The sequence below is a fragment of the Streptomyces sp. NBC_00859 genome (genome assembly GCF_045161865.1).
Classification (GTDB): Bacteria; Actinomycetota; Actinomycetes; order Streptomycetales; family Streptomycetaceae; genus Streptomyces.
Genome location: NZ_CP108826.1, coordinates 5867774 through 5893315 on the forward strand (window position 1 = coordinate 5867774; position 25542 = coordinate 5893315).

The following is a 25542-nucleotide window of genomic DNA, read 5'->3' on the forward strand; positions in this document are numbered from 1 at the left end:
TGCCGGGTACCAGCGAGTAGGGTCGGCCCATGACTTCCTCCGACAGTGCACAGCAGCCCGCAGCCAGGGACCCCTGGGACCTTCCCGACGTCTCGGACCTGGTCGTCGGCGTCCTCGGCGGCACCGGTGACCAGGGGCGCGGGCTCGCCTACCGGCTGGCCAGGGCGGGCCAGAAAGTGATCATCGGCTCGCGTGCGGCCGAGCGGGCACAGGCCGCGGCAGAGGAGCTCGGGCACGGTGTCGAGGGCGCCGCGAACGCCGAGTGCGCGCGCCGCAGCGACGTGGTGATCGTGGCCGTGCCCTGGGACGGGCACGCCAAGACGCTGGAGTCGCTGCGCACGGAGCTGGCAGGCAAGCTCGTCGTCGACTGCGTCAACCCGCTCGGCTTCGACAAGAAGGGCGCGTACGCCCTGAAGCCCGAGGAGGGCAGCGCCGCCGAGCAGGCCGCCGCCCTGCTCCCGGAAGCCCGGGTGACCGCCGCCTTCCACCACCTGTCGGCCGTCCTGCTGCAGGACCCGGAGATCGAAGAGATCGACACCGATGTGATGGTGCTGGGCGAGGAGCGCGCCGACGTCGAGACCGTGCAGGCGCTCGCCGGGCGGATCGCCGGGATGCGCGGAGTCTTCGCCGGACGGCTGCGCAACGCCCACCAGGTCGAGTCGCTGGTCGCCAACCTGATCTCGGTCAACCGCCGCTACAAGGCCCACGCGGGGCTGCGCGTCACCGACGTGTGAGTGCGTCCGGGGCATGGGGGACACTGGGGAACAGAAATCTTCGCCCCCGGACAGGAGCCGCACCCATGCCCCGCCTCGCTCTGTACGCCCTCGTCGTCTGTGCCCTCGCCGTGGCAGCGGCCGTGGTCTCCTTCGTCCAGGGCAGCTTCATCGGGATCGTCTGGATCCTGCTGGCGGGACTCTCGTCGAACATGGCCTGGTACTACCTGCGCAGGAACCGCGCGGCGAAGCCGGCGAGCACCCCCGCCACCGACTGACCGCCACCGACCGACCGCCACCGACCGACCGCAGCCGGATCCGGCCTCCGCGGGTTACCCGGCCGGGCAGAAGAACCCGTCGGGCCTGCCCTGCCAGAAGCGGTAGAAGTTCTGCCCGCAGTACGTGTCCTGGTCGCTGACCCCGACACCGCGCAGGATCGCGTCGATCAGGTCGAAGAAGGCGTGGTTCACGGACGGGATCCACAGCAGCGCGAAGACCGCCACCATCCCGATCTGCCCGAACGGCTCGACCTGGCGGCGGACGCTGTTCGGCAGCCAGGGCTCGACCACGCCGTACCCGTCGAGACCCGGCACCGGCAGGAAGTTCAGGATCGCCGCCGTGAACTGCAGCAGCCCGATGAAGCCCAGCGCGTAGCGGAACAGCGCAGGTACGCCGTCCAGTGCGTGCAGCCAGAACGGCGCCGTGCAGACGAACGCGAACAGGACGTTCGTCAGCGGACCCGCCGCCGAGATCAGACTGTGCCGCCAGCGGCCCCTGATCCGGCCCCGCTCGATGAAGACGGCGCCACCGGGCAGACCGATCCCGCCCAGGACCAGGAAGACCAGCGGAAGCACGATGGAGAGCATCGCGTGGGTGTACTTCATCGGGTTGAGGGTGAGATAGCCCTTCGCGCCGATCGAGATGTCACCGCTGTGCAGAGCGCTGCGTGCGTGCGCGTACTCGTGCAGACAGAGCGAGACCACCCATGCCGACGTCACGAAGAGGAACAGGGCGAAGCCGGGGACCTTCGCGGCGTTCGCCCACACCGCCCAGCCGGTGACCGCCATGACGGCCACGATCCCCAGGAAGACCGGGCTGATCCGCCGTTCGCTGCGGCGGGTGGGGACGGTGGTCATCGAGGGAGCTCCTGATACGTGGGGGCCGGGCATCGAGAGCCCGACCGTACAGGTGACACGCGGTAAACGTCTCGCGGCCGGACGGGAGTTCCGGGCAGGGTGGGGTCATGACCGTATGGCAGGTGGTTTACGCGGACTGGGAGATGGAGTGCTGCGGCACACCGTTCTCGGTGGGTGACGAGGTCACCTGGACCGTGGGGCCGCACGGGGGCGTCGGCCCCGATGTGCCGGAAGGGGCGCTGTGCGTCTCGAACCACAGCATGGGCGGCTCGGAGGCGGAGCAGGTGACGGCGTACGTCCGGTCGATCCAGGTGATGACGGTGGAGTTCGCGCAGGCCTCGGGCACATCGGTGTACGAGCCCGTGCCGGGCCGGCTGAGGCTGCGCCCCGTGCGGCGCTGCCCGAAGTGGTTCAGCCGTGAGGCGGACCGGACGGGCGGCCCGGACCGGCCGGGCCACGAGAGCCGCGCGACCGGCGTGCTCGTCGAGCTGGAGGGACCGGGCGGCTGAAGTGTGCGCGGTAACGGACAATGGGCCCGTGCGCTACCGGATCCTCTCGACCACACAGGCGTTCCGCCCCGACGGCTCGGCCGTCGCCATCGGCGGGGCGCGGCTGCGTGCCCTGCTGACCGTGCTGGCGCTGCGCGTCGGGCGGACCGTGCCCGCAGCCGTCCTCGTCGCCGAGGTGTGGGACGGCGAACCGCCCGCTGACGCCACCGGCGCGCTCCAGGCGCTCGTGGCCCGGCTGCGGCGGGCGCTCGGCCACGCGGCCGTCGGCTCGGTCGACGGCGGGTACCGGCTGTGCGCCGATCCGGACGACATCGACCTGTACCGGTTCGAGCGGCTCGTGGGGGAGGGCACGCGGGCCCTCGACGAGGGCGACCCCGCCAAGGCCGCCGCCCTCCTGGAGGACGCGCTGGCGCTGTGGCGGGGCATGGTGCTCGCCGACCTCCCCGACCGCGCGGCCGTGGCGGCCCGCTGGGAGGCCCGGCGGCTGGACGCGCGCCGGGCGGCGCTCGCCGCCGCGCTGGCTCTCGGCCGGGCCGAGGAGACGCTGCCCGAGCTGGCCGCGCTCTGCGGCGACCATCCGATCGACGAACCGCTCCAGGCCCTGCGGATCCGGGCGCTGCGGGACGCGGGGCGGACGGCGGAGGCGCTCGCGGCGTACGAGGAGGTGCGACGCGGTCTCGTCGAGCGGCTCGGCGCCGACCCCGGCCCCGGACTGCGCTCGCTGTACGCCGAGTTGCTCTCGCCCGACGGGCCGTCGGCGGCCCGGAACGGCCAGGACCCGTCCTTCGCCGGCCGTTTCGCCCCGGAGCGGGACACCGCAGCTCCGTACACATCGGCGCCGGACATCCCGGCGCCCGGTACCGAGGAGCGCGGGCCCGGCAACCTCCGGGCCCGGCTGACCAGCTTCGTCGGACGCGAGAGCGACATCGACGCGCTGCGAGGAGACCTCGGAGCGGCCCGGCTCGTCACGCTGCTCGGTCCCGGCGGGGCCGGGAAGACCCGGCTCTCGCAGGAGGCGGCCGAGACCGCGGCCGCCTCCTGGCCCGACGGGGTGTGGCTGGCCGAACTGGCTCCGGTGGACGACCCGGAGACCGTGCCCGAAGTGGTGCTCGGCGCACTCGGCGCCCGCCAGACGGTGCTGCGCGGCGCGGGGGCCGAGGAGATACGGGCCGCCGACCGGCAAGCGGACGACCCGCTCGTCCGGCTGGCCGAGCACTGCTCCGGGCGCCGGATGCTGATCCTGCTCGACAACTGCGAGCACGTCGTCGCGGCAGCAGCCGCCCTGGTGGAGGAACTCCTGGCCCGCTGCCCCGGGTTGACGGTCATCGCCACCAGCAGGGAGCCGCTCGGGGTGCCCGGCGAAGTCGTACGCCCGGTCGAGCCGCTGCCCGAGCCGTCGGCGCTGCGGCTGTTCGCCGAGCGCGGGAGCGCCGCACGGCCCGGCTTCCGGATCGACGACGATCCGGAAGCCGCCACCGAGATCTGCCGACGCCTCGACGGACTGCCGCTCGCCATCGAACTCGCGGCGGCCCGGCTGAGGATGCTCTCGCCGCGGCAGATCGCCGACCGGCTGGACGACCGGTTCAGGCTGCTGACCGGAGGCGCCCGTACGAACCTGCCGCGCCAGCAGACGCTGCGTGCGGTCGTCGACTGGTCCTGGGACCTGCTGGACGGGCCGGAGCGCACCGTGCTGCGCAGGCTCTCCGTCTTCTCCGGCGGCTGCGGGCTCCCGGCGGTGGAGGCGGTGTGCGGCGCCGACGCGCTGGACGTGCTGGGGTCGCTGGTCGACAAGTCCCTTGTGGTGGCCGCCCCTTCGGACGGCGGCGACATGCGCTACCGCCTCCTCGAAACCGTCGGCGAGTACGCGGCCGAGCGGCTCGACGAGGCCGGGGACCGGGCCGACGCCGAACACCGCCACCTGGTGCACTACCGCGAGGTGGCCCGGCTGACCGACCCCGAACTGCGCGGACACGGGCAGCGCGCCGCGATCGATCTGCTGGTGCGCGAGTACGAGAACCTGCGCACCGCGCTGCGCCGGGCCGTCTCGGCGGGCGAGGAGCACGAAGCGCTGATCCTGGTGCACGCCCTCTCCTGGTTCTGGCAGATGCGTGATCTGCGCAGCGACGCGCGGCACTGGGCGGGTGCGACAGCGGAGATGGGCCCCGACCCGTTCGAGCCGCCGGTCGCCCAGGCGCCGCCGCTGCCCGAGCGGTGCACGGACGCCCCGCCGCCGATGGGCCCCGAGCTGCTCGAAGAGGCGCGGCGCGGGGTACGGCTGATCCATCTGGCCTCCGCCGACCACGAGTTCGAGGACTGGACCACACCGTCGAGCAGGGAGCGGCTCAGCCGGGTGGTGGACGCCTACCGGCCGGGGCTCCCGCAGACCTGCCGGGCCCCGGCCTCGCTCTGGTTCTTCGCCATCATGCTCACCGGCGACCCCGGGCGGCTGCGTGAGGTACTCGACGAGACCGTACGGGCCTGCCGGGAGTTCGGGTACGACTGGGAGCTGGCCTCCGCCCTGCAGATGCGGGCCAACGTCCTGGCCAACCGCAGCGACTGGGCGGGCGACGCGGCCAGGGACGCCGACGAGGCCCTGGAGATCTTCATCCGGCTCGGTGACGCCTGGGGCGCCGCCGAGGCGCTCTCGGCCAGGGGCGAGGCGCGCGAGCGGCGCGGTGACTTCCTGCGCGCCGGCGAGGACTACCGGATGGCGTTCGGCTACGCCGCTCGGCTCGGCGCGCGGACGCAGGTCGCGGTGTTGCGGGCGAGATACGCGGGAGTGCTCCTCGAAGCGGGCCGTGGCGAGGAGGGCGAGACGATCCTGCGGCAGCTCCTGGCGGGCGAGAAGGGGCCCGACATCGGGCACGAGGTCTGGCCGGTGGCCCGGATGTTCCTCGCCACCTGGCTCGGCCGCACCGGCCGGCTGGCCGAGGCGCGGGCCGAACTGGATTTGCTGCAGGAGAAGTTCAAACTGGGCCCGCTCGCCATCTTCCAGGGCATCCTGCTCGGCCTGGTGGCCTGGCTGGACAACGAGGAGGGTCTCTACGAGGAGGGCCGCGAGAAGGCACGGCACGCGCTGTCCAGGACCCGTGACCCGCTGTCGCTGATGGTGGCCCCGCAGATGCCCGCAACGCATCTGGTGACGTACGCCTGGTCGCTGGCGGGCCCCGGCGACCCCGAGGACGCACGGTTCGCGGTGAGCCTGCTGGCCGCGTCGGACGCACAGCTGCCGCCGGGCTACTTCAGCGCGTACATGGAGCGCTCCAACCGGGAGAAGGCCGAGTCGGCCGCCCGCGCCGTCCTGGGGGACGCGGAGTACGAGCGCGCGTACGCCGAGGGCGGCGGCCTCACCCCGGAGGAGGCCGCCGCCCTGGTGGAACGACGCGAGCGCTGAACGGGACCGCCGGGCCACCTGGCCCGGCTGCCGGATCAGGTCTTCTTGCGGAACTTCCGGATCGCCAGTGGCGCGGTGACCGCGGTGATCGCCACCGACCAGCCCAGCGTCATCAGGACCGAGTGGGCGACCGGGCCGCCGTTCACCAGGTTCCGCGCGGCGTCCGCGAGGTTGGAGAGCGGGTTGTAGTCGGTGAACGCCTGGAGCCAGCCGGGCATCGTGGTCGGCGGGGCGAAGATCGACGATCCGAACTGGAGCGGCATCAGGACCAGCATGGCCATCCCCTGGACGGCCTGAGCCGTCTTCATGGTCAGTCCGAGCAGGATGAAGATCCACATCAGTGAGGCGCCGAACGCGAGCGCGAGGCCGATCGCCGCGAAGAGCGAGAGTACCGACGTGTGGATGGTGAGGCCCAGGATGAAGCCGACGGTCAGCAGGATCGCGATGGCGACCATCATCCGGCCGATCTCCACCACGATCTTCGCGATGAGGACGGACGACCGGGCGATGGGCATACTGCGGAACCGGTCCATCACCCCCTTCTTGAAGTCGTCGTTGACCCCGGAGCCGACGGCCATGGCGATGTTCATGCCCATCATCGCCATCAGCCCGGGGACCACGTAGTCCACGTACTGCGTCTGGTTGCCCTTGCCCGCGATGGCGCCGCCGAAGACGAACACGAACAGCAGGGTGAAGATGATCGGCATCAGCAGGACGTCGAACATCGACTCCGGGTCCGCCTTGATCTGCAGCGCGTTGCGCCGGGCCAGGGCTCCGATGTGCCGGAGGTTGCCCCGCAGCCCGATCCGCCCCTCGGCGGCTCCGGCCGCCGCGGTCACCGCGGGTGCCGGCTTCTCGATCGTTGCCGTGCTCATACCGCGGCCTCCTGAACCTGCGCTGTGCTGGTGTCGAACCCGTCCTGCACCGTGGGCTTCTGGCCGGTGATGGCCAGGAACACCTCGTCCAGGCTGGGCAGATGGGTGCCGATGTTGGTGATCCCGAAGCCGCGCGACGCCAGCAGGCCGACCACAGCTGTCAGCTGCTCGTCGCTGAGGATCGGCACGTTGAGCAGGCCTGCGTCGGGCACCGCCTGCGAGCCGGCCGCACCGTCGAGCCCGGCCTCGGCCAGGGCGCGCGCCATGGCGGGCAGCTGTCCGGGGTCGCTCGGCTGGATCTGCAGGGTGCGGCCGCCGACCTTCGCCTTCAGCTCGTTCACCTTGCCGTTGGCGATGACCTTGCCCTTGTCGATGACCGTCAGCTCGTTGGCGAGCTGCTCGGCCTCCTCCATGTACTGGGTGGTGATGAGCACGGTCGCCCCCTCCGCGACCATCCTCTGCACCTCGTCCCAGACCTCGTTGCGGGTGCGGGGGTCGAGACCGGTCGTCGGCTCGTCGAGGAAGAGCACCGACGGCCTGCCGATCATGGAAGCGGCCAGGTCGAGCCTGCGGCGCATCCCGCCCGAGTAGTTCATCGCGGCCTTCTTGGCCGCCTCGGTCAGCGAGAACCGTTCCAGCAGCTCGTCCGCGCGGCGCCTGGCGTCCTTGCGGGGGAGGTCGAGCAGCCTGCCGATCATGTAGAGGTTCTCCCAGCCGGAGAGCTTCTCGTCGACCGATGCGTACTGACCGGTGAGACCGATGACCCGGCGCAGCTGGCGGGGCTGGGTCAGCACGTTGTAGCCGGCCACGGTGGCGGTGCCCGAGTCGGGCTGCAGCAGGGTGGAGAGGACTCGTACGAGGGTGGTCTTGCCGGCTCCGTTCGGCCCGAGGACACCGAGGACGGTGCCCTCTCGGACGTCCAGGTCCACCCCGTCCAGGGCCCTGGTCTCCCCGTAGTGTTTCAGCAGCCCCCGCACCTGTACGGCGCTCGCGCCGTTTCCGGGGTTCTTGTCGATTCGCGTCATGCAGGACATCAGACCAGCCGCCACTGACAGCTCACCGACAGAATGCCGACAGCCCGCCGGCGGTGGATGCCGGCGGGCTGTCGGTCCGGCCGCTGGAGGGGGCCGGCCGGCGATTGCTGCTGCGCAGAGGTCTGTGGAGCGGCAACGGCTACGACGAGATCGTCCGCCTTGCCACAGCCCCCTCGCCCACCACTCTTCTTCGGTGACGGCAGATCACGAGGGTGATCGCCGCGATGAGGAGCACTGTCCAGATCCCCAGCTCCGGCGCCCCCACCATGCCGCCGAGCAAGAGCAGAAGCAGAAAGAAGACCGCCACTACTCCGACGATCTTCAAGGCGAGACTCCGCTTGATGATCAGGGCGAAACCGCTCATATCTGTCAGTCCCCTCCACCCGGGCCGGTGTATGAGTATCCACCGCTTCCCTTGACCCTAATCTTGATCCAGGGGTGCACGGTCGCGCAGCAGCCATATATGGCCACACGCGGATTCAGGCTGCACTTCATGAATGACGTTGAGGCGCTGGAGGGCACTCCGGTCTTCTCGTTCACTCACGCGATGGACTCTCCTTGTCCGCGTGGGGGCTTTCCACGCCTCCGGGTATCGCCAGTGGCAGAGTGCCGACAGCCCGCCGACGGTGGATGTCGGCGGGCTGTCGGTGCGTACGGCACTGGTCCGGGAGCCGCCCGGTGCGGCGGCCGCGGCTCAGTGGAAGGTGTGCTGCTCCAGCGGGAACGTTCCGCCGACGACCTCGTCCGCGAACTCCTTCGCGGCGTCGCCGAGGGTCCGGCGGAGGTCCGCGTACTGCTTGGTGAAGCGCGGCACCTTGCCCCCAGTCAGTCCGACCATGTCGGTGTAGACGAGTACCTGCGCGTCGCACTCGGGGCCGGCGCCGATTCCGACCGTGGGAATGTGCAGGATGCGGGTGACCTCGGCGGCCAGCTCCGCGGGTACGAGTTCGAGGACGACGGCGAAGGCGCCCGCGTCCTGCACGGCCTTGGCGTCACGCAGCAGCTGCTGCGCGGCCTCCTCGCCGCGGCCCTGCACCCGGTAGCCCATCGAGTTGACCGACTGCGGGGTCAGACCGATGTGCGCCATGACCGGGATGCCGGACTGCACGAGCAGCTCGATCTGCTGGTGGGAGCGCTCGCCGCCCTCCAGTTTCACGGCGCCCACGCCGGCGTCCTTGACCAGGCGCATCGCGCTGCGCAGGGCCTGCACGGGGCCCTCCTGGTAGGTGCCGAAGGGCAGGTCGCCGACGATGAGGGCCCGCGAGGTGCCCCGGACGACGGCAGCCGAGAGCATCGTCATCTCGTCGAGGGTGACCGGGACGGTGGTGTCGTAACCGAGGTGGCAGTTGCCCATCGAGTCACCGACGAGCATCACCGGGATGCCCGCCTCGTCGAATACGGACGCGGTCATCGCGTCGTACGCGGTGAGCATGGGCCACTTCTCGCCCCGCTCCTTGGCGCCGCCGATGTCGTGGACGGTGATGCGCCTGCTGCTCCGGCCGCCGTACAGCGCCTTGCTGTCGGCGGGCTGCTGCGGGGAAGCACCGGGTGCGGAGGGACAGCCCTGAGGGTTCAGAGGGTTCGGCGGGTTCGACGCGCGCGTCATCGCAACGCTCCTGTTCGTCATCTCGAGGCGCCCTGACGGCGTCCCCGGACCGCCTCCATCGTCGCACCACATCGGCGCCGCACGGAAGTGGGCCCCGCACCGGCTGCGGGCCGCCGGGTAAAATCTTTTCGATACGAGACGGTCTCGTATCGAAAATGCTCTAGCCTGTCCGTCATGACCAACTCCACGGGGCCAGTCGCAGCGCCCCGCATACCCGAAGCCGTGCACCGGCGCCGCTGGGCGATCCTGGCCGCGTTGATGCTGAGCCTGCTGATCGTGGTGCTCGACAACTCGATCCTGAATGTGGCGGTCAAGACGATCGCCGCCCCCGCGCCGAGCGGCCTCGGCGCCACCCAGAGCCAGCTGGAATGGGCGATCAACTCCTACACGCTGGTCTTCGCCGGGCTCCTCTTCACCGCCGGCCTCCTCGGTGACCGCCTGGGCCGCAAGAAGATCCTGCTCTTCGGACTCGCGGTCTTCGGCGTCGGCTCGGTGCTCGCCGCCATCTCGACCTCACCGGCCGAACTCATCGCCTTCCGGGCCGTGATGGGTCTGGGCGGGGCCTTCGTGATGCCCGCGACCCTCGCCGTGCTCATGAACGTCTTCGAGCGGGACGAGCAGCCCAAGGCCATCGGCATCTGGGCGGGCGGTGTCGGGCTCGCCATCGCCATCGGCCCGATCACCGGCGGGGTGCTCCTCGAACACTTCTGGTGGGGCTCGGTCTTCCTGGTCAACGTCCCCGTGGTGGTGGTCGCGCTGATCGCGATGGTGCTGCTGGTCCCCGACTCCAGGGACCCCGCCCCCGGCCACATCGACCCGGTGGGCGTGAGCCTGTCCGTCATCGGTCTGGTGCTGCTGGTGTACGGGATCATCCGCGGCGGTGAACTGGCCGACTTCACCGCGCCGTCCGTGCTGCTGACCACGCTCGGCGGCCTGGCCGTACTGATCGGCTTCGTGGTCTACGAGAAGCGCAGCAGCCACCCCGCCATCGACGTCACCTACTTCAAGAACCCGGCGTTCTCCGCGGCTGTCGCGGCCATCGCGCTGGTCTTCTTCGCGCTGATGGGCGTCACGTTCTTCTCCGCCTTCTACATGCAGAGCGTCCGCGGCTACAGCGCCCTGGAGTCCGGCGTCCTGCTGCTCCCGCTCGCCGCGGCCCAGATGATCTTCTCGCCCAGGGCCAGGCTCGTCGTCGAGCGCTTCGGCGCCCGCGCCGTGTGCACGACCGGCATGGTGCTGGTCGCCGCGGGCCTCGGCTGTTTCGCGTTCTTCGGGACCGGTACGCCCATCTGGGTGATGGAGGTCGTCTTCTTCGTCATGGGCACGGGAATGGCGCACATCATGCCGCCGGTCACCGTCTCGATCATGCAGTCGCTGCCACGCGAGAAGGCCGGTTCCGGTTCCGCGATCAACAACACCTTCCGTCAGGTCGGCGGTGCGCTCGGAGTCGCGGTCCTCGGGTCGGTGCTCTCCGCCTCGTACCGCGGCGACATCGAGGGCCACCTGGGCGCCGTGCCGCCCGGCGCCCGCAAGGCGGCGGGGGAGTCGATCGAGGCCACCCTGGGTATCGCGGAGAAGCTCGGTCCCGCGGGCCGGGCGCTCGCGGGCCAGGCGGACAACGCGTTCCTGCACGCCATGCACGTGACGGCCCTCGGCTCGGCGGGCGTCGCGCTCCTCGGCGCCGTCGTGGTCGTGCTCTTCCTTCCGGGCAGGACCAGGACAGGTGCGACCGGGGAAGCGGCGGCGGAGGCCGTGCCTGTGTCGGCGACAATCAGCACGGACTGAATCAGCGCGGACTGAACGCACAGGGAACGGCGAGAGGCGGAGCGGGAGTGCCCCCGACAGATCAGCAGAACAGGCCGCACGAACACCGGCGCGGCCGGCCGCGCTCGGAGGCGGTCGAGCGGTCGATCGTCGAGGCCGTGGTGAAGCTGCTGGAGGAGGGTGCTCCGCTCGCCGCGGTGTCGATCGAGCGCGTCGCCCGTACCGCGGGGGTCGGCAAGGCGACGATCTACCGCCGCTGGAAGGGCAAGGAGGAGCTCTTCATCGACGTACTGAAGAGCATCGAGCCCCTGGACCCCGAGCTGCCCGGCACCTCGGCCCGCGACGACCTGGTCGCCATGCTCGAATCGCTGCGCCTGCGGGGCCTGGCCAAGCGCTCGTCGGCGCTGCTGTACAACGTCTTCGCGCAGATGCAGAACTATCCCGAACTCTGGCGGGCCTACCACGACACGGTCGTCGAGGCCCGGCGCCGCAGGGGTCTGGAGATCGTGAGCCGGGGCATGGCCAGGGGCGAGATCCGCTCCGACCTGGCCCCGGAACTGGTCAACGACCTCTTCGTCGGGCCCATGCTGCTCCGTACCGTGCTGCGGCCCGAGGCACAGCTCGACGACGACCTGGCCGCGCAGGTCGTGGACACCGTCCTGGAAGGGCTCACACCGCCCGGCGATCGGGGCCGGCGGAGCTGAAGTCTGCGTGATCCGTCACAACCGGAACTCCCTGCGGTACTTGCCACGTCCTCGTGTCAGTACGGCCGTGTCACCACGGCGCGGAAGTGCGGGCCGATCGCTTAGTGTCAAGGGCGGGACGGCGTGCACGGCAAGGCAGCGAGGGCAACGGTATGGCGCAGGCGCACTTCACGGAGACGGAACACGGCAGCTCGGAGCCCGGTCCCTCCGATTCCGGCGCCCGGGGCCTGTTCGGCGGGCGCTGGCGGGGTGACCGCGGCATCTGGCGCCGCGGCATCGTGCTCGCCTGCGTCGCCGTTCTGCTCACGCTGACGATGCTCTTCCACGCCCAGATCCCCAACGACATCGGCAACCTCGGCAGCCTCACCGAGACCTTCCTGCCCTGGCTGGGCATCGTCCTCATCCCGGTCCTGCTCGTCCTCGCGCTGCTGCGCCGGTCGGCCACCGCCCTGGTCGTCCTGCTGCTGCCGGTCATCGTGTGGTTCAACGTCTTCGGCGGCCTGCTCACCGACAAGTCGGCCACCGGCGGCGACCTGGTGGTCGCCACCCACAACGTGAACGCGGAGAACCCCGACCCGGTGGGCACCGCGAAGAAGGTCGCCGCTTCGGGCGCCGACGTGGTCGCCCTGGAGGAACTGGCCGCGGGCAAGGTCTCGACGTACACGAGCGCCCTCGCCGCCACCTATCCGTACCACTCGGTCCAGGGCACGGTCGGCCTGTGGAGCAAGTACCCGATGACCAGCACCGCCCCCGTCGACATAAGGCTCGGCTGGGTCCGCGCCATGCGGTCCACGATCGCCACACCCAAGGGCAAGGTCGCCGTCTACGTCGCGCACCTCCCCTCGGTACGCGTGAAGCTCGACGCCGGGTTCACCGCCTCCCAGCGCGACGAGAGCGCGGACGCGCTGGGTGCGGCCATCCGCAGGGAACCGCTGCACGACGTGGTGCTCCTCGGCGACCTCAACGGCACGATGAACGACCGTTCACTGAACGCGGTGACCGCGCAGATGCGCTCGACGCAGGGCGCCGCGGGCAATGGCTTCGGCTTCAGCTGGCCCGCGGGTTTCCCGATGGCGCGGATCGACCAGATCATGGTCAAGGGCGCCGACCCGGTCTCCTCCTGGACGCTGCCCAGGACCGGCAGCGACCATCTGCCGATCGCGGCCCGCATCAGGCTCTGAGCGGCGGCCACGGGCGGCGGGCAGGGCCGCAGGAGCCGGAGAACAGGGTCATCCGGAGAGATACGCGTCACGTAACTCCACGTTCACCTGCCGGAACAAGGCGGCTGGGAGACTTTGTTCACCAGGAGAACTTAAGCTGGTCTCCCGTCCCCGTTTCCGCTCTCGTAAGAGAAGGTCCCCCTCCATGCCCCTGGCCCTGCTCGCGCTGGCCATCTCCGCGTTCGGCATCGGCACCACCGAGTTCGTGATGATGGGCCTGCTGCCCAACGTCGCCGACGACCTGGGCACATCCGTGCCCACCGCGGGCTACCTCGTCTCGGCCTACGCGGTCGGCGTCGTCGTAGGAGCCCCGCTCCTCACCGCCCTCGGCTCGCGCATCCCGCGCAAGCGGATGCTGCTGCTCCTGATGGGCCTGTTCACCGTCGGCAACCTGGCGTCCGCCTTCGCCCCCGGCTTCGGCTGGCTGCTGGCCGGGCGGGTACTCGCGGGCCTGCCGCACGGCGCCTTCTTCGGGGTCGGCGCCGTCGTCGCCTCAGGACTGGTCGAGGAGGGCAGGCGCGGTCGCGCCGTCGCCACCATGTTCCTCGGCCTGACCATCGCCAACATCGTCGGAGTGCCCGCGGCGACCCTGCTCGGCCAGCACCTCGGCTGGCGCGCCACCTTCGTCGTGGTCGGCGTGATCGGCCTGGTGGCGCTGGCCGCACTGGCCAGGCTGATTCCGTACGTACCCGTCGACGCGCACCAGAGCCTGCGCCGTGAGGTGCGGGCCCTCGGCAACCGCCAGGTGATCCTCGGGCTGCTCACCGCGGTCTTCGGCTTCGCCGGTGTCTTCGCCGTGTACAGCTACCTCGCCTCGATCACCACCGAGGTCATGGGGTTCTCGGAGTCCTCGGTGACCCTGGTGCTCGCGCTCTTCGGTATCGGGATGACGCTGGGCGCGCTGGCCGCGGGGCCGCTGAGCGACCGGGCGCTGCGGCCCACGGTGTACGGCTCGCTGGGCGCCCTCGCCGTCGTACTGATCACCTTCGACTTCACCGTCCACGTCAAGTGGGCCGCGCTGGTCAGCGTGGTCCTCCTGGGCGCGGTCGGTTTCATGACCACGACACCGCTGCAGATGCTGGTGATGAAGAAGGCCAGTTCCGCGCCGACGCTGGCGTCGGCCTCCAACCACTCCGCGTTCAACCTGGCCAACGCCGGCGGCGCCTGGCTCGGCGGGGTCGCCATCGCGGCCGGCTGGGGCTGGATGTCCCCGACCCTGGTGGGCGCGGGGCTCGCCGTGATCGGCCTCGCCATCGCGGTGACCGCGGGCGTACTCGACCGCAGTACGCCGAAGGGGACCTCCCGCGTGGTCGCGGAAGGCCCCCGTACGGAGCGGGCGCTCAGCTCGTCTCGCGCCAGCGGTTCGTGATCGGCAGCCGCCGGTCCTTGCCGAACCCCTTCGCCGAGATCTTGGTGCCCGGCGGATACTGACGGCGCTTGTACTCCGCGGTGTCCACCATCCGGAGTGTCTTCGCCACCAGCTCCGCGTCGAACCCGGCCGCGACAATGGTGTCGAGGCCCTGGTCCGCGTCGACGTACCGCGACAGGATCGCGTCGAGCACCTCGTAGTCGGGGAGCGAGTCCGTGTCGACCTGGCCGGGGCGCAGCTCGGCGCTGGGCGGCTTGGAGATCGAGTTCTCCGGGATCGGCGGTGCCTGGCCCCGCTCGGCCGCCGCCCGGTTGCGCCACCCGGCGAGCCGGAAGATCGACGTCTTGTAGACGTCCTTGATCGGTCCGTACGCGCCGACCGAGTCGCCGTAGAGCGTCGAATACCCCACCGCCAGCTCGGACTTGTTGCCCGGCGCGAGCACGATCTGGCCCTCCTGGTTGGAGATGGCCATCAGCGTGGTGCCGCGCAGCCGCGACTGGAGGTTCTCCTCGGCGAGACCGGTGAGCGAGAGGGACTCCATGTACGCGTCGAACATCGGCGCGATCTCCACGGTCCGGTAGTTCAGCCCGGTGCGCCTCGCCAGCTCGGCCGCGTCGCCCCTGGAGTGGTCCGACGAGTACTTGGACGGCATGGAGACGCCGTACACGTTCTTCGCGCCGAGCGCGTCGCAGGCGATGGCCGCGACGAGCGCCGAGTCGATACCGCCGGACAGGCCGATCAGGACCGATGAGAAGCCGTTCTTCGCGGCGTACGCCCGCAGGCCCACGACCAGCGCGGTGTACAGCTCCTCGTCGTCGTCGAGCCGGTCGGCGTAGCCGCCGGGCAGCTCGGCCTCGTACGCCGGGACCGGCTCGGTGGAGAGCGTGACGTGCTCGATGCGCAGCCCGTCGGCCACCACACCCGACGGCACCTGCCCCGCGGCCGGCAGCTCCAGGTCGACGACCACACAGCCCTCGGTGAACTGCGGGGCCCGCGCGACGACCTCGCCGTCCTTGTCGACCACGATCGAGTCGCCGTCGTAGACCAGCTCGTCCTGGCCGCCCGTCATCGCGACGTACGCGGTGGTGCAGCCGGCCTCCTTGGCCCGCCTGCGGACCAGCTCCAGCCGCTGGTCGTCCTTCTTCAGCTCGTACGGCGAGGCGTTGATGGAGACCAGCAGCCCGGCGCCCGCGGACCGCGTCGCGGGGACCCGGCCGCCGTCCTGCCACAGGTCCTCGCAGATCGCGAGCGCGACGTCGACGCCGCGCACCCGGATCACCGGGAGGGTCTCGCCGGGTACGAAGTAGCGGAACTCGTCGAAGACGCCGTAGTTCGGCAGGTGGTGTTTGGAGAAGGTCAGCGCGACCTCCCCGCGGTGCAGCACGGCCCCGGCGTCACGGGGGGCTCCCGCCGGCTGCCCGTAGCGGGGCTGGGCCTTCTCGGTGCGGTCGAGATAGCCGACGACGACGGGGGTCTCCCCGAACCCCTCGGCGGCCAGCCGCGCGGCGAGCGCGCGCAGGGCGGCCCGGGACGCGTCGACGAAGGACGACCGCAGGGCCAGGTCCTCGACGGGGTATCCGGTCAGCATCATCTCGGGGAACGCCACCAGGTGAGCGCCCTGCTCGATGGAGCGCCGGGTCCAGTGGACGACCGCCTCGGCGTTGCCGGCGAGGTCACCGACGGTCGAGTCGATCTGATTCAGTGCGAGGCGTAGTTGAGGCACGGGGCCAGTGTAATCGTCTCTCTGACGCGATGTCCTGCCGGGAGGGGTGCGCCGTATGTCACTGCGCGCCTCACAGCGAAGCCGCCCCCGCTCCCGCCCGGGAGACGGGCGGGAGCGGGGGCGGCAGACACGTCACCGCGTGCCGCTACGCGCGAGCGTGGCGGCAGGGGCCGGTGGTCAGCGCCGTGCGAACGAGCTGATGTAGGTGCGTCCCGGACTGCCGACACCCGTCACGTCGTCGTAACCGACGGTCGCGACCAGCGAGGAGTCCGCGCCGAGCGTACGCAGCGAGGTCAGCAGGCCGCCGCTCGCGTCGACACTGTTGGCGAAGTCGACCCGGACGACCGACTGGGTGTGACCCGCGCCCAGCGGGTGGTCGGTGACGTCGTGGTACGCCGCCGTGCCGTAGCGGGAGTAGATCGACGGGTTCGCGAACCCGATCGGAACCCCGTGCTGCGCCTGCTGCGCCAGCGCCTGGACACCCGCGATGACCGGAGCCGCCAGCGAGGTGCCGCCGATGCGGTACTCGCTGTACTGCTGCGAGTTGTCGGGGAAGGTCTGCGTCTGCCCCACCAGGAAACCGGTGTTGGGGTCGGCGACCGCCGAGATGTCGGGAATGGTGCGCATGGGGGTCTTGCCGCCGTTGAACTTGGCGAGTTTACCGGGCACCACGCCGCGCTGGTAGAACGGCTGCGCCACGGTCTTGCTGGTGCCGCCGCCCGCGCCGCCGTTGTAAGTGCCGGGGAAGCCCGCCCAGTTGCTGTTGTCGGCCGAGAGGGTCGACTTCAGCGTGCCCCAGCCGGTCTCCCACTGGTACTTGTCGCCCTTGCCGACGGCGAGCGAGGTACCGCCGACCGCCGTCACCCAGGCGGAGTTGGCGGGCGTGTCGACCTGCTTCGTACCGGTGTTGGCGACCTCGTCACCGTTGTCGCCGGTGGAGAAGTAGAAGCCGATGCCCTCGACGGCGCCCAGCTGGAACACCTGGTCGTAGGCCGCGGCCGAGGCCGGCGTCTGGTTGCCCTCGATGTCGCCCCACGAGTTCGAGACGATGTCGGCGAGGTGGTTGTCGACGACCTTGCCGAGCGAGTCGAGCAGGGCGTTGTCGTCGCAGGACGCGGCGCCGACGTACACGATGTCGGACTTGGGCGCCACCGCGTGCACGGCCTGGACGTCGAGGGTCTCCTCGCCGTACCAGCCGGCCGCGCCGCACTCGTCGATGTCGGTGTAGTCGCTCGGCAGCACCTGGGACAGCTGGCCCTTGGCGTACTTGGCGTCGCCGTTGCGCTGCGCGTACTTGGCCGAGTCCTCGGCGATGGTCGGCGAGGCGTAGGCGTCGGTGATGGCGACCGTGACGCCCTTGCCGGTCTTGTCGCCCGCGCCGTAGACGGCGCGCAGCTGCTTGCCCGTGTAGCCCTTGATCGCGTAGGGGGCCTTCTCGCCGTACGCGTTCGGCAGCTTCTTGTTGACCTTCGAGCCGTAGTACGACGACATCGGCCCGGCGTTCTTGAAGACGGCGCTCGGCGGCGGCAGCGTGGTCGTGTCGTGCTTGACCACGTGCGGGGCGTTGTCGAGGCCCACGACCGTCAGCACCGCGCCCTGGAGCGAAGCCGGCGCGGAGGCCGTCGCCGTCGGGGCCCGGTAGGTCTTGCTGCCCTTGCGGTAGTTGTGCAGCTGGGTGGAGAACGCCTTCTCGGCCGCGCTGACGTCACCGCTGACCGAGACGTAGTGCTCGTTCGACCCGGTGACCTTCAGGCCCGCCGACTTCAGCCAGGCCGTGACCTGCTTGATCTGCGCGGGCGTCGCGCCGAAGCGGGTCTTGGCCTGCTTCGCGCTCAGGTACTTGCCGTAGGAGGCGGACTGCGGGTCCGACACCTCCTTCGCGTACGCCGCCAGGCCCTGGGCGTCGCGCCCGGCCAGATAGACGCGTGCGTTCACCTGGCTCGAGTCGGCGCTGGCTCCACGGTCGGCGGAGGCCTTCGCCCACAACGGCTTGGTGCCCTGGATCGCGTGGCGGCTGCCCGTACCGGAGTCGGCGTTGGCGCTGGGTATGGACAGAGCCAGCGCGCCGGCGAGCAGTGGCAGTGTCGCTGCCACGCTCAGCCCGGCGCGCATTTTCGAGCGGCTGGATCTCATGGAACCCCCTGTTGTGCGGTTCGTCGCAGATACGCGTGTACGCGACACCCTGCCCGATGAACTGCTCACGCCAGGGGCATGCGATGACCAAGAAGATCTCAAGGAACGGTCATGAACCGGCAGTTGATCCCGATGTGGCCGAAGCGCCCCTTTCCTTCAGCAGATCGGCCATGAGCTGCACTTCGGACTGCTGCGCCGCCACCATGCCCTGCGCCAGCTTCTTCTCCGCGCCGACCTTGCAGAGCTGCACACAGCCCTCCGCCATGTGGATGCCGCCCTTGTGATGGGCCGTCATCAGCTGCAGATAGAGGATCTCCGCCTTCTTGCCGCTCAGCTTCCGCAGGGTGCCGAGCTGGGCCGTGGTGGCCATACCGGGCATCAGCGCCCCGTCGGTCGAGGGCTGCTGGCCCATCCCCATCCACTGCATCGGCTCCCGGGCCGCGTCGCTCACCGGCAGCCCCCAGAGGTTCAGCCAGCCCATCATCATGCCGCGCTGGTTGGCCTGGGTGTTGGCGATGTCGTACGCGAGGCGGCGCACGTCGGCGTTCCGCGTGCGGTCCCGCACGATGAACGACATCTCCACGGCCTGCTGGTGGTGGACCGACATGTCACGGGCGAAGCCGGCGTCGGCGGAGGCCTCGGTGGGCGTGTGCGCGGCCGGAGCGGTGTGCGTGCCACCGTCGCGGGTGGTGAAGGCCATGGTCGCGGCGGCCGCGCAGAGCAGTACGAGTACGGCGGCGGCGGCGGTCAGCAGCCGGGTGCTCCTGGTCACTGGCCGTCCAGTCCGCCCGTGCACGCCGCACCCGGTTCCGGGGTCTGCGGGCCCTGCACGTACTTCGTGAAGAACTGGTTCACCCTCGGGTCGTCGGCGCCGTTCACCGTCACCTGCTTGCCCCAGGCGCTGAGCATGATCGTGCCCGACTGGCCGGGGTAGGGGCTCATCAGCGAGTACGGGGTCCTGGCCACCTTCGCGCCGAGCTTCTTCACGTCGGCCGCCGGAGCCTTGTCCGTGTAGGTGACCCAGACCGAGCCGTGCTCCAGGGAGTGGACCGCGTTCATGTCGGGGAGCGGCTTGGTGTAGACGTTCCCGTTGCAGTTCATCCAGACCTGGTTGTGGTTCCCGCCCACCGGCGGTGTCATCGGGTAGTTCACCTTCGTGGTGACGTGCGTGCGGCCGAGCTTCTTGATGTCCCAGTCCTTCTCGCCCTTGATCGGCCCGGCTGTCGTACCGCCGTCCGCCTTGCTGTCGGACGCGCTGCTGCTCTTGTCCGAGCTGTTGCTGACGAGATACGTGCCGAAGCCGACCAGGCCCGCCACGGCGACCGCCGCCACCGTGATCACGGCTATGCGTACACGCCGCTCGCGCGACTTCTGGGCGCGGCGCATCTCCTCTATACGGGTCTTGCGATCGTTCTTCGAGCTCTGGGTCGAAGCCATCGATGAGTCCTCAAGTCCTTGTGGGTACGGACGGGCCGGGGGCTCAGATCGTAATGGCGGGGCAGGCGGCACGGCAGAGGGGCCGGCGACCCTGACTCGTTCACGGTCCCCGGGTGACCCACAATGGAATCCGCGGTACACCCGAGCGGGGTGAGATGTTCGGACGAGGGTTCGCAACATGCCGGAAATCGTGTGGTGGGATGCTCATGAGCCCCGGTGTCTCCGGAGGCGTGGGAGCAGGTGGCTGACCAGCAAGGATAGGTAGGAACGGTATGGATAAACAGCAGGAATTCGTGCTCCGTACGCTGGAGGAGCGCGACATCCGCTTTGTGCGCCTGTGGTTCACCGACGTCCTCGGGTTCCTGAAGTCGGTCGCCGTGGCACCCGCCGAGCTGGAGCAGGCCTTCGACGAGGGCATCGGTTTCGACGGGTCGGCCATCGAGGGCTTCGCGCGGGTCTACGAGTCCGACATGATCGCCAAGCCGGACCCCAGCACCTTCCAGATCCTGCCCTGGCGCGCGGAGGCCCCCGGTACCGCTCGGATGTTCTGCGACATCCTGATGCCGGACGGCTCTCCGTCCTTCGCCGACCCCCGCTATGTACTGAAGCGGATCCTGGCCAAGACCTCCGACCTGGGCTTCACGTTCTACACGCACCCGGAGATCGAGTTCTATCTCCTGAAGGACAAGCCGCTCGACGGGACCCGCCCCACCCCCGCCGACAACTCCGGCTACTTCGACCACACCCCGCAGAACGTCGGGATGGACTTCCGCCGCCAGGCGATCACCATGCTCGAATCCATGGGCATCTCGGTCGAGTTCAGCCACCACGAGGGCGCCCCGGGCCAGCAGGAGATCGACCTGCGGTACGCGGACGCGCTGTCGACAGCCGACAACATCATGACCTTCCGGCTGGTCATGAAGCAGGTGGCGCTGGAGCAGGGGGTGCAGGCCACCTTCATGCCGAAGCCGTTCAGCGAGTACCCCGGCTCGGGCATGCACACCCACCTCTCCCTCTTCGAGGGCGACCGCAACGCCTTCTACGAGTCGGGCTCCGAGTACCAGCTCTCCAAAGTCGGGCGCTCCTTCATCGCGGGCCTGCTGAAGCACGCCGCTGAGGTCTGCGCGGTCACCAACCAGTGGGTCAACTCGTACAAGCGCATCTGGGGCGGCTCGGCTCGCAGCGCGGGAGCGGGCGGCGAGGCGCCCTCGTACATCTGCTGGGGGCACAACAACCGCTCGGCGCTGATCCGCGTCCCCATGTACAAGCCGGGCAAGACCGGCTCGGCGCGGGTCGAGGTCCGCTCCATCGACTCCGGCGCCAACCCGTATCTGACCTACGCGCTGCTGCTCGCGGCCGGTCTGAAGGGCATCGAGGAGAGCTACGAGCTCCCGGCCGGTGCCGACGACGACGTCTGGGCGCTCTCCGACTCCGAGCGGCGTGCGATGGGCATCGAGCCGCTGCCGCAGAACCTGGGCGAGGCGATCGAGCTGATGGAGCGCAGCGAGCTGGTCGCCGAGACGCTCGGCGAGCATGTCTTCGACTTCTTCCTCCGCAACAAGAAGCAGGAGTGGGAGGAGTACCGCAGCGAGGTCACCGCCTTCGAGCTGCGGAAGAACCTGCCGGTGCTGTAGGGGGCCTTGCACGATGAGCGTCCGATGAGGTCGCGTGGCCTGGTGCGCCGTGTATCGCAGGGCGCACGAGAAATCCCGCCCGGTCGTCCGACCGGGCGGGATTTCCGTTGTCCGGACGTCGCTCAGTCGCTCTTGGACTTTGGCGGTGCAGCACTTGTCTTTTCGTCACCAGCCGTTGACGCGACGTCAGTTGATGCATGAACGTGCTTGTTCAACGGCATCGGTGGACAGAACCGCTCACCGGCCTGCACGTCGTGAACGCCATCAGTGAACGCCATCAGTGAACTCCACCCCACGTAGGAGACACACATGCGGATGCGGCACCTGCTCACCACAGGAACACTGGCCACGGCGGCGGGCGCCGCCGTGCTGCTCATGGGGCCCGCGGCCTCCGTCCAGGCCGCCGACACCGGCCAGACACCGGGCACGTACGCCTACTGGAGCGCGCCGTCGGACGTCACATCGGTCTCCATCCCGATGACGCTCCAGCACTCACCCGGCAACTACAACGCGTACTGGTCGACCCAGTTCGACTTCACCGGCAGCGGGGCCTCCGGTTACATGGGCTTCCAGACGCACGCGGACGGCGGCGGGATGTTCCTCGTCTCGGTCTGGAACGGCACGGAGGCCACCGCCGGCGGCTCCGGCACCTACTGCCAGGACTTCGACGAGGGAGGCACCGGCAAGACCTGCCGTCTCGACCAGCGCCCGGTCGAAGGGCATCAGTACGCGATGGAGGCCGCCCAGCAGTCCGGCTCGTACTGGAAGTACTCCATCGTCGACAAGACCGCGGGGACCACCACGGTCCTCGGGAACATCAAGATCGACGGGGACCACCCGATGGCCGGGTCCGGCTTCAACAGCTGGACCGAGTACTTCGACTGGAACAACCCCGCGACCGTGTGCGCCGACGCCAAGTACTCCAAGCTGCTGTTCGGGATTCCCACCACCAGTGCGGGCAAGGGCACCTTCAACTCGTCCAGCCTCAGCGACACCTGCCAGTCCATCGCCAAGGTGACCCTGGACGGCTCCGGAGCGACGGAGGAGAACGGCATCGGGCAGTAGCGGGCGGGCGGCTCCCGGCAGGCGTGATCGCCCACTCGCCCGCCGGGGCCGTCCGGCCCGCCGCCCCCCTGCTCGTGCCGCGCCGCGTGAGGCGACGCGGCGGCGCCGCCGCGGCCCGCTGCGACTACGCTCGGAACCGGATTTCGATCAACCGTTGTTCCGATGAGCAGGGTGTGACGTGACGAAAGGCGGCAGCATGAGCGTGCCGGGACGCAGGGGCAGTACGTTCACCCGGCTGCTCCGGCACGGTTTCACCGACCCGTCGGCCGCCGAGCGGCTCCTGGGCGCGCCGGAGCTCGCCTCCGTGCGTGCCGACCCCGTCATCCTCGACGCGCTCGGTGCCACCGCCGACCCCGACCTCGGCCTTCTCGGCCTTGTCCGCATGGCCGAGGCCCAGCAGCCCGACGAGCTGCGGACCCTGCTGGACACGCTGATCGCGGCGAAGCCGCTGCGCGACCGGCTGCTCGGGGTGCTCGGGGCCTCCGAGGCGCTCGGCGACCACCTGGCACGCCACCCGCACGACTGGCACGCCCTCGTCACGTACGAGACGGCCGACCTGCACCCCGGAGTCCCCGAATTCGAGCTGGGTCTCGCCGAGGCGAGAGACGCGGTCTCCCTGCGGATCGCCTACCGGCGGTGTCTGCTGGCCATCGCGGCCCGGGACGTCTGCGGGACGACCGATGTCAGGGAGGCCGCCGCCGAGCTGGCCGACCTGGCCACCGCCACCCTGCGCGCCGCCCTCGCGATCGCATCGGCCGAGGCCCCCGAGGACGCCGCGCTCTGCCGGCTCGCTGTCGTCGCGATGGGCAAATGCGGCGGACACGAGCTCAACTACGTGTCCGATGTGGACGTCATCTTCGTCGCCGAGCCCGTCGAGTCCGCCGGGGAAAACGGCGACAACGGGAACGCCGACGAGACCCGGGCGATGCAGGCCGCCACCAGGCTCGCCGCGCGCATGATGCGGGTCTGCTCGGACACCAACATCGAAGGCACCATCTGGCCCGTCGACGCGAACCTGCGCCCCGAGGGGCGTAACGGACCGCTGGTCCGTACGCTCTCCAGCCACCTTGCGTACTACGACCGCTGGGCCAAGACGTGGGAGTTCCAGGCGCTGCTCAAGGCGCGTGCCGTCGCCGGTGACGCGGCGCTCGGCGCCCAGTACACCGAAGCGGTCGGCCCCCTGGTGTGGCAGGCGTCCGAGCGCGAGAACTTCGTCGCCGACGCCCAGAAGATGCGCCGTCGTGTCATCGACAACATTCCCCCTGCCATCGTCGACCGCGAGCTGAAACTGGGGCCCGGCGGGCTGCGGGACGTCGAGTTCGCCGTCCAGCTGCTCCAGCTCGTGCACGGCCGCAACGACGCGACCCTGCGCAGCGGGAACACCCTGGACGCCCTGGCCGCGCTGGCGGCCGGCGGCTATGTGGGCCGCACCGACGCCGCCCAGTTCGACGAGGCCTACCGCTTCCTGCGGGCCATGGAGCACCGGATCCAGCTGTACCGGCTCCGGCGCACCCACCTGATGCCGGACGACCCGGCCGAGCTGCGCAGGCTCGGGCGTTCACTGGGACTGCGGACCGAGCCCGTAGCGGAACTCACCAAGGCGTGGAAGCGCCACGCGGCGGTCGTCAGGCGGCTCCACGAGAAGCTCTTCTACCGGCCGCTCCTCGACGCCGTCGCCCAGCTGGCGCCCGGCGAGACCCGGCTCAGCCCGCGGGCGGCAGGACAGCGTCTGGAAGCGCTCGGCTACGCCGACCCGGCCGGGGCCCTGCGGCATCTGGAGGCGCTGGCCTCCGGGGTCTCCAGGAAAGCCGCCATCCAGCGCACCCTGCTGCCCGTGCTGCTCGGCTGGTTCGCGGACTCCGCCGACCCGGACGCGGGGCTTCTCGGCTTCCGCAAGGTCTCCGACGCGCTGGGCAAGACCCCCTGGTACCTGCGGCTGCTGCGCGACGAAGGCGCCGCGGCCGAGAACCTCGCCCGGGTCCTCTCGGCCGGCCGGCTCGCCCCAGACCTGCTGCTCCGCGCCCCCGAAGCCGTCTCGCTGCTCGGTGCGCGCGGCGGGCTCGAACCGCGCGGCCGGGACATCCTGGAGCAGGAGGTGCTGTCGGCCGTGGGCCGCGCCGAGACCGCCGAAGGCGCCGTCGCGTCGGCGCGCGGGGTGCGCCGGCGCGAGCTGTTCCGCACCGCCGCAGCCGATCTCATCGGCTCGTACGGAACCGAGGAGAACCCGGCGGAATCGGACCCGGGAGCCCTGGTCGACCGGGTCGGCAACGCCGTCACCGACCTGAACGCCGCCACCCTCGCCGGCGCGTTGCGGGCCGCCGTACGGGCGCACTGGGGCGACACCCTGCCCACCCGGTTCGCGGTCATCGGCATGGGCCGCTTCGGCGGCCACGAGCTGAGCTACGGCTCGGACGCCGACGTGCTCTTCCTGCACGCGCCGCGCGAGGGCGTGGACGACCAGGAAGCGGCCAGGGCGGCGAACGCCGTCGTCGCGGAGATGCGCAGGCTCCTCCAGCTGCCGACCGCGGACCCGCCCCTGCTGATCGACGCGGATCTGCGCCCCGAGGGCAAGAGCGGCCCGCTGGTGCGGACGCTGGCCTCCTACGCCGCTTACTACCGGCGCTGGTCGGGCGTCTGGGAGAGCCAGGCGCTGCTGCGGGCCGAGCCGATGGCGGGTGACGCGGACCTGGGCCGCGACTTCATCGAGCTGGTCGACCCGCTGCGCTATCCCGCTGACGGGCTCGGCGAGGACGCCGTACGTGAGATCCGCCGTCTCAAGGCGCGGATGGAGTCCGAACGCATGCCGCGCGGAGCCGACCCCACACTCCACGCGAAGCTGGGCCGGGGCGGGCTCAGCGACGTGGAGTGGACCGTGCAGCTGCTGCAGATGCAGCACGGCTGGGAGGTTCCGGGGCTGCGGACCACCCGCACACGCGCCGCCCTTGCCGCGGCCCGAACCGCGGACCTGCTCTCCGCCGAGGACGTGCAGACGCTGGACGAGGCGTGGGTGCTGGCCTCGCGGGTGCGCAACGCGGTGATGCTGGTGCGGGGGAGGGCCGGCGACACGTTTCCGTCGGACGGGCGGGAGCTCGCAGCGATGGCGCGGTACCTCGGGTACGAGACGGGGCACGTGGGGGACATGCTGGACGACTACCGCAGGGCGACGAGGCGGGCGCGCGGAGTGATGGAGGAGCGGTTCTACGGGGGGTAGGGCACGCGGTGCCTG

The 25542-nt window shown here is 70.5% G+C and carries 20 protein-coding genes; 11 read left to right on the forward strand and 9 right to left on the reverse strand.

Going from position 1 to position 25542, the window contains the following annotated elements:
* Positions 1-29 precede the first annotated feature (29 nt).
* Both npdG and OG584_RS25740 read left to right on the forward strand, forming a co-directional pair.
* Positions 30-734 carry an NADPH-dependent F420 reductase gene (gene npdG, locus OG584_RS25735; RefSeq protein WP_405781259.1) on the forward strand — a complete coding sequence of 235 codons (705 nt, stop codon included), beginning with the start codon at positions 30-32 and terminating at the stop codon, positions 732-734.
* 65 nt (positions 735-799) lie between these two features.
* Positions 800-991, forward strand: coding sequence for a hypothetical protein (locus tag OG584_RS25740; protein ID WP_405781261.1), 192 nt, complete (start codon positions 800-802; stop codon positions 989-991).
* A 54-nt stretch (positions 992-1045) separates the two neighbouring features.
* Here the strand turns inward: OG584_RS25740 and OG584_RS25745 are convergent, their stop codons facing one another.
* Positions 1046-1849, reverse strand: a complete 804-nt coding sequence (locus OG584_RS25745; protein WP_405781262.1) for a site-2 protease family protein — start codon at positions 1847-1849, stop codon at positions 1046-1048.
* A gap of 107 nt (positions 1850-1956) precedes the next feature.
* Between OG584_RS25745 and OG584_RS25750 the strand changes: the two genes are divergently transcribed.
* The gene (locus OG584_RS25750) at positions 1957-2358 is read left to right on the forward strand and encodes a DUF6578 domain-containing protein (protein WP_405781263.1); all 402 of its coding nucleotides are present in this window, start codon (positions 1957-1959) and stop codon (positions 2356-2358) included.
* Between the two features lie 28 nt (positions 2359-2386).
* Positions 2387-5752, forward strand: coding sequence for an AfsR/SARP family transcriptional regulator (locus OG584_RS25755; RefSeq protein WP_405781265.1), 3366 nt, complete (start codon positions 2387-2389; stop codon positions 5750-5752).
* Positions 5753-5787: 35 nt separating this feature from the next.
* Here OG584_RS25755 and OG584_RS25760 read toward each other — a convergent pair whose 3' ends face one another.
* The 4 genes from OG584_RS25760 to panB form a co-directional block, all read right to left on the reverse strand.
* Entirely contained in the window at positions 5788-6627 is an 840-nt protein-coding gene (locus OG584_RS25760; RefSeq protein WP_405781267.1) for an ABC transporter permease, read from the reverse strand.
* Positions 6624-7652 (reverse strand): ATP-binding cassette domain-containing protein, encoded by a 1029-nt coding sequence (locus tag OG584_RS25765; protein ID WP_405781268.1) that lies wholly within the window; start codon positions 7650-7652, stop codon positions 6624-6626. The genes OG584_RS25760 and OG584_RS25765 overlap by 4 nt, the downstream gene beginning before the upstream one ends.
* Positions 7653-7800: 148 nt before the next feature.
* On the reverse strand, positions 7801-8025 hold the full coding sequence (locus tag OG584_RS25770) for a hypothetical protein (RefSeq protein WP_405781270.1): 225 nt from the start codon (positions 8023-8025) through the stop codon (positions 7801-7803).
* A 330-nt stretch (positions 8026-8355) separates the two neighbouring features.
* Complete coding sequence (gene panB, locus OG584_RS25775) at positions 8356-9267, reverse strand: 3-methyl-2-oxobutanoate hydroxymethyltransferase (RefSeq protein ID WP_405781271.1); 912 nt, start codon at positions 9265-9267, stop codon at positions 8356-8358.
* A gap of 174 nt (positions 9268-9441) precedes the next feature.
* On the opposite strand from panB, the gene OG584_RS25780 reads away from it, so the two are divergent.
* The 4 genes from OG584_RS25780 (at position 9442) to OG584_RS25795 (ending at position 14324) form a co-directional block, all read left to right on the forward strand.
* Positions 9442-11052, forward strand: a complete 1611-nt coding sequence (locus OG584_RS25780; RefSeq protein WP_405781272.1) for an MFS transporter — start codon at positions 9442-9444, stop codon at positions 11050-11052.
* Positions 11053-11099: 47 nt separating this feature from the next.
* A complete protein-coding gene (locus OG584_RS25785; protein WP_405781274.1) occupies positions 11100-11735 on the forward strand; it encodes a TetR/AcrR family transcriptional regulator in 636 nt (211 codons plus the stop codon).
* Between the two features lie 152 nt (positions 11736-11887).
* On the forward strand, positions 11888-12916 hold the full coding sequence (locus OG584_RS25790) for an endonuclease/exonuclease/phosphatase family protein (RefSeq protein WP_405781275.1): 1029 nt from the start codon (positions 11888-11890) through the stop codon (positions 12914-12916).
* A gap of 184 nt (positions 12917-13100) precedes the next feature.
* The gene (locus OG584_RS25795) at positions 13101-14324 is read left to right on the forward strand and encodes an MFS transporter (RefSeq protein ID WP_405781277.1); all 1224 of its coding nucleotides are present in this window, start codon (positions 13101-13103) and stop codon (positions 14322-14324) included.
* Here OG584_RS25795 and OG584_RS25800 read toward each other — a convergent pair.
* The 4 genes from OG584_RS25800 to OG584_RS25815 all read right to left on the reverse strand — a co-directional run bounded on the left by OG584_RS25800 (position 14296) and on the right by OG584_RS25815 (position 19617).
* The gene (locus OG584_RS25800; RefSeq protein WP_405781278.1) at positions 14296-16047 is read right to left on the reverse strand and encodes an NAD+ synthase; all 1752 of its coding nucleotides are present in this window, start codon (positions 16045-16047) and stop codon (positions 14296-14298) included. The genes OG584_RS25795 and OG584_RS25800 overlap by 29 nt on opposite strands.
* A gap of 177 nt (positions 16048-16224) precedes the next feature.
* Positions 16225-18180 (reverse strand): protease pro-enzyme activation domain-containing protein, encoded by a 1956-nt coding sequence (locus OG584_RS25805; RefSeq protein WP_405781280.1) that lies wholly within the window; start codon positions 18178-18180, stop codon positions 16225-16227.
* 109 nt (positions 18181-18289) lie between these two features.
* The gene (locus tag OG584_RS25810; RefSeq protein ID WP_405781282.1) at positions 18290-18952 is read right to left on the reverse strand and encodes a DUF305 domain-containing protein; all 663 of its coding nucleotides are present in this window, start codon (positions 18950-18952) and stop codon (positions 18290-18292) included.
* Positions 18949-19617, reverse strand: a complete 669-nt coding sequence (locus OG584_RS25815) for a DUF3105 domain-containing protein (RefSeq protein WP_405781283.1) — start codon at positions 19615-19617, stop codon at positions 18949-18951. The genes OG584_RS25810 and OG584_RS25815 overlap by 4 nt, the downstream gene beginning before the upstream one ends.
* A gap of 272 nt (positions 19618-19889) precedes the next feature.
* On the opposite strand from OG584_RS25815, the gene OG584_RS25820 reads away from it, so the two are divergent.
* From OG584_RS25820 to OG584_RS25830, 3 genes are all read left to right on the forward strand, one after another.
* The gene (locus tag OG584_RS25820) at positions 19890-21251 is read left to right on the forward strand and encodes a glutamine synthetase family protein (protein WP_405781285.1); all 1362 of its coding nucleotides are present in this window, start codon (positions 19890-19892) and stop codon (positions 21249-21251) included.
* A gap of 309 nt (positions 21252-21560) precedes the next feature.
* Positions 21561-22316, forward strand: a complete 756-nt coding sequence (locus OG584_RS25825) for a DUF3472 domain-containing protein (RefSeq protein WP_405781286.1) — start codon at positions 21561-21563, stop codon at positions 22314-22316.
* Positions 22317-22512: 196 nt separating this feature from the next.
* Positions 22513-25527, forward strand: coding sequence for a bifunctional [glutamine synthetase] adenylyltransferase/[glutamine synthetase]-adenylyl-L-tyrosine phosphorylase (locus OG584_RS25830; protein WP_405781288.1), 3015 nt, complete (start codon positions 22513-22515; stop codon positions 25525-25527).
* The last annotated feature ends 15 nt before the right edge of the window (positions 25528-25542 follow it).

Coding starts and splice junctions, on each gene's coding strand:
- npdG (WP_405781259.1), top strand. CDS start 30: ATGACTTCCTCCGACAGTGCACAGCAGCCCGCAGCCAGGGACCCCTGG.
- OG584_RS25740 (WP_405781261.1), top strand. CDS start 800: ATGCCCCGCCTCGCTCTGTACGCCCTCGTCGTCTGTGCCCTCGCCGTG.
- OG584_RS25745 (WP_405781262.1), bottom strand. CDS start 1,849: ATGACCACCGTCCCCACCCGCCGCAGCGAACGGCGGATCAGCCCGGTC.
- OG584_RS25750 (WP_405781263.1), top strand. CDS start 1,957: ATGACCGTATGGCAGGTGGTTTACGCGGACTGGGAGATGGAGTGCTGC.
- OG584_RS25760 (WP_405781267.1), bottom strand. CDS start 6,627: ATGAGCACGGCAACGATCGAGAAGCCGGCACCCGCGGTGACCGCGGCG.
- OG584_RS25765 (WP_405781268.1), bottom strand. CDS start 7,652: ATGACGCGAATCGACAAGAACCCCGGAAACGGCGCGAGCGCCGTACAG.
- OG584_RS25770 (WP_405781270.1), bottom strand. CDS start 8,025: ATGAGCGGTTTCGCCCTGATCATCAAGCGGAGTCTCGCCTTGAAGATC.
- panB (WP_405781271.1), bottom strand. CDS start 9,267: ATGACGCGCGCGTCGAACCCGCCGAACCCTCTGAACCCTCAGGGCTGT.
- OG584_RS25780 (WP_405781272.1), top strand. CDS start 9,442: ATGACCAACTCCACGGGGCCAGTCGCAGCGCCCCGCATACCCGAAGCC.
- OG584_RS25790 (WP_405781275.1), top strand. CDS start 11,888: ATGGCGCAGGCGCACTTCACGGAGACGGAACACGGCAGCTCGGAGCCC.
- OG584_RS25795 (WP_405781277.1), top strand. CDS start 13,101: ATGCCCCTGGCCCTGCTCGCGCTGGCCATCTCCGCGTTCGGCATCGGC.
- OG584_RS25805 (WP_405781280.1), bottom strand. CDS start 18,180: ATGAGATCCAGCCGCTCGAAAATGCGCGCCGGGCTGAGCGTGGCAGCG.
- OG584_RS25815 (WP_405781283.1), bottom strand. CDS start 19,617: ATGGCTTCGACCCAGAGCTCGAAGAACGATCGCAAGACCCGTATAGAG.
- OG584_RS25820 (WP_405781285.1), top strand. CDS start 19,890: ATGGATAAACAGCAGGAATTCGTGCTCCGTACGCTGGAGGAGCGCGAC.
- OG584_RS25825 (WP_405781286.1), top strand. CDS start 21,561: ATGCGGATGCGGCACCTGCTCACCACAGGAACACTGGCCACGGCGGCG.
- OG584_RS25830 (WP_405781288.1), top strand. CDS start 22,513: ATGAGCGTGCCGGGACGCAGGGGCAGTACGTTCACCCGGCTGCTCCGG.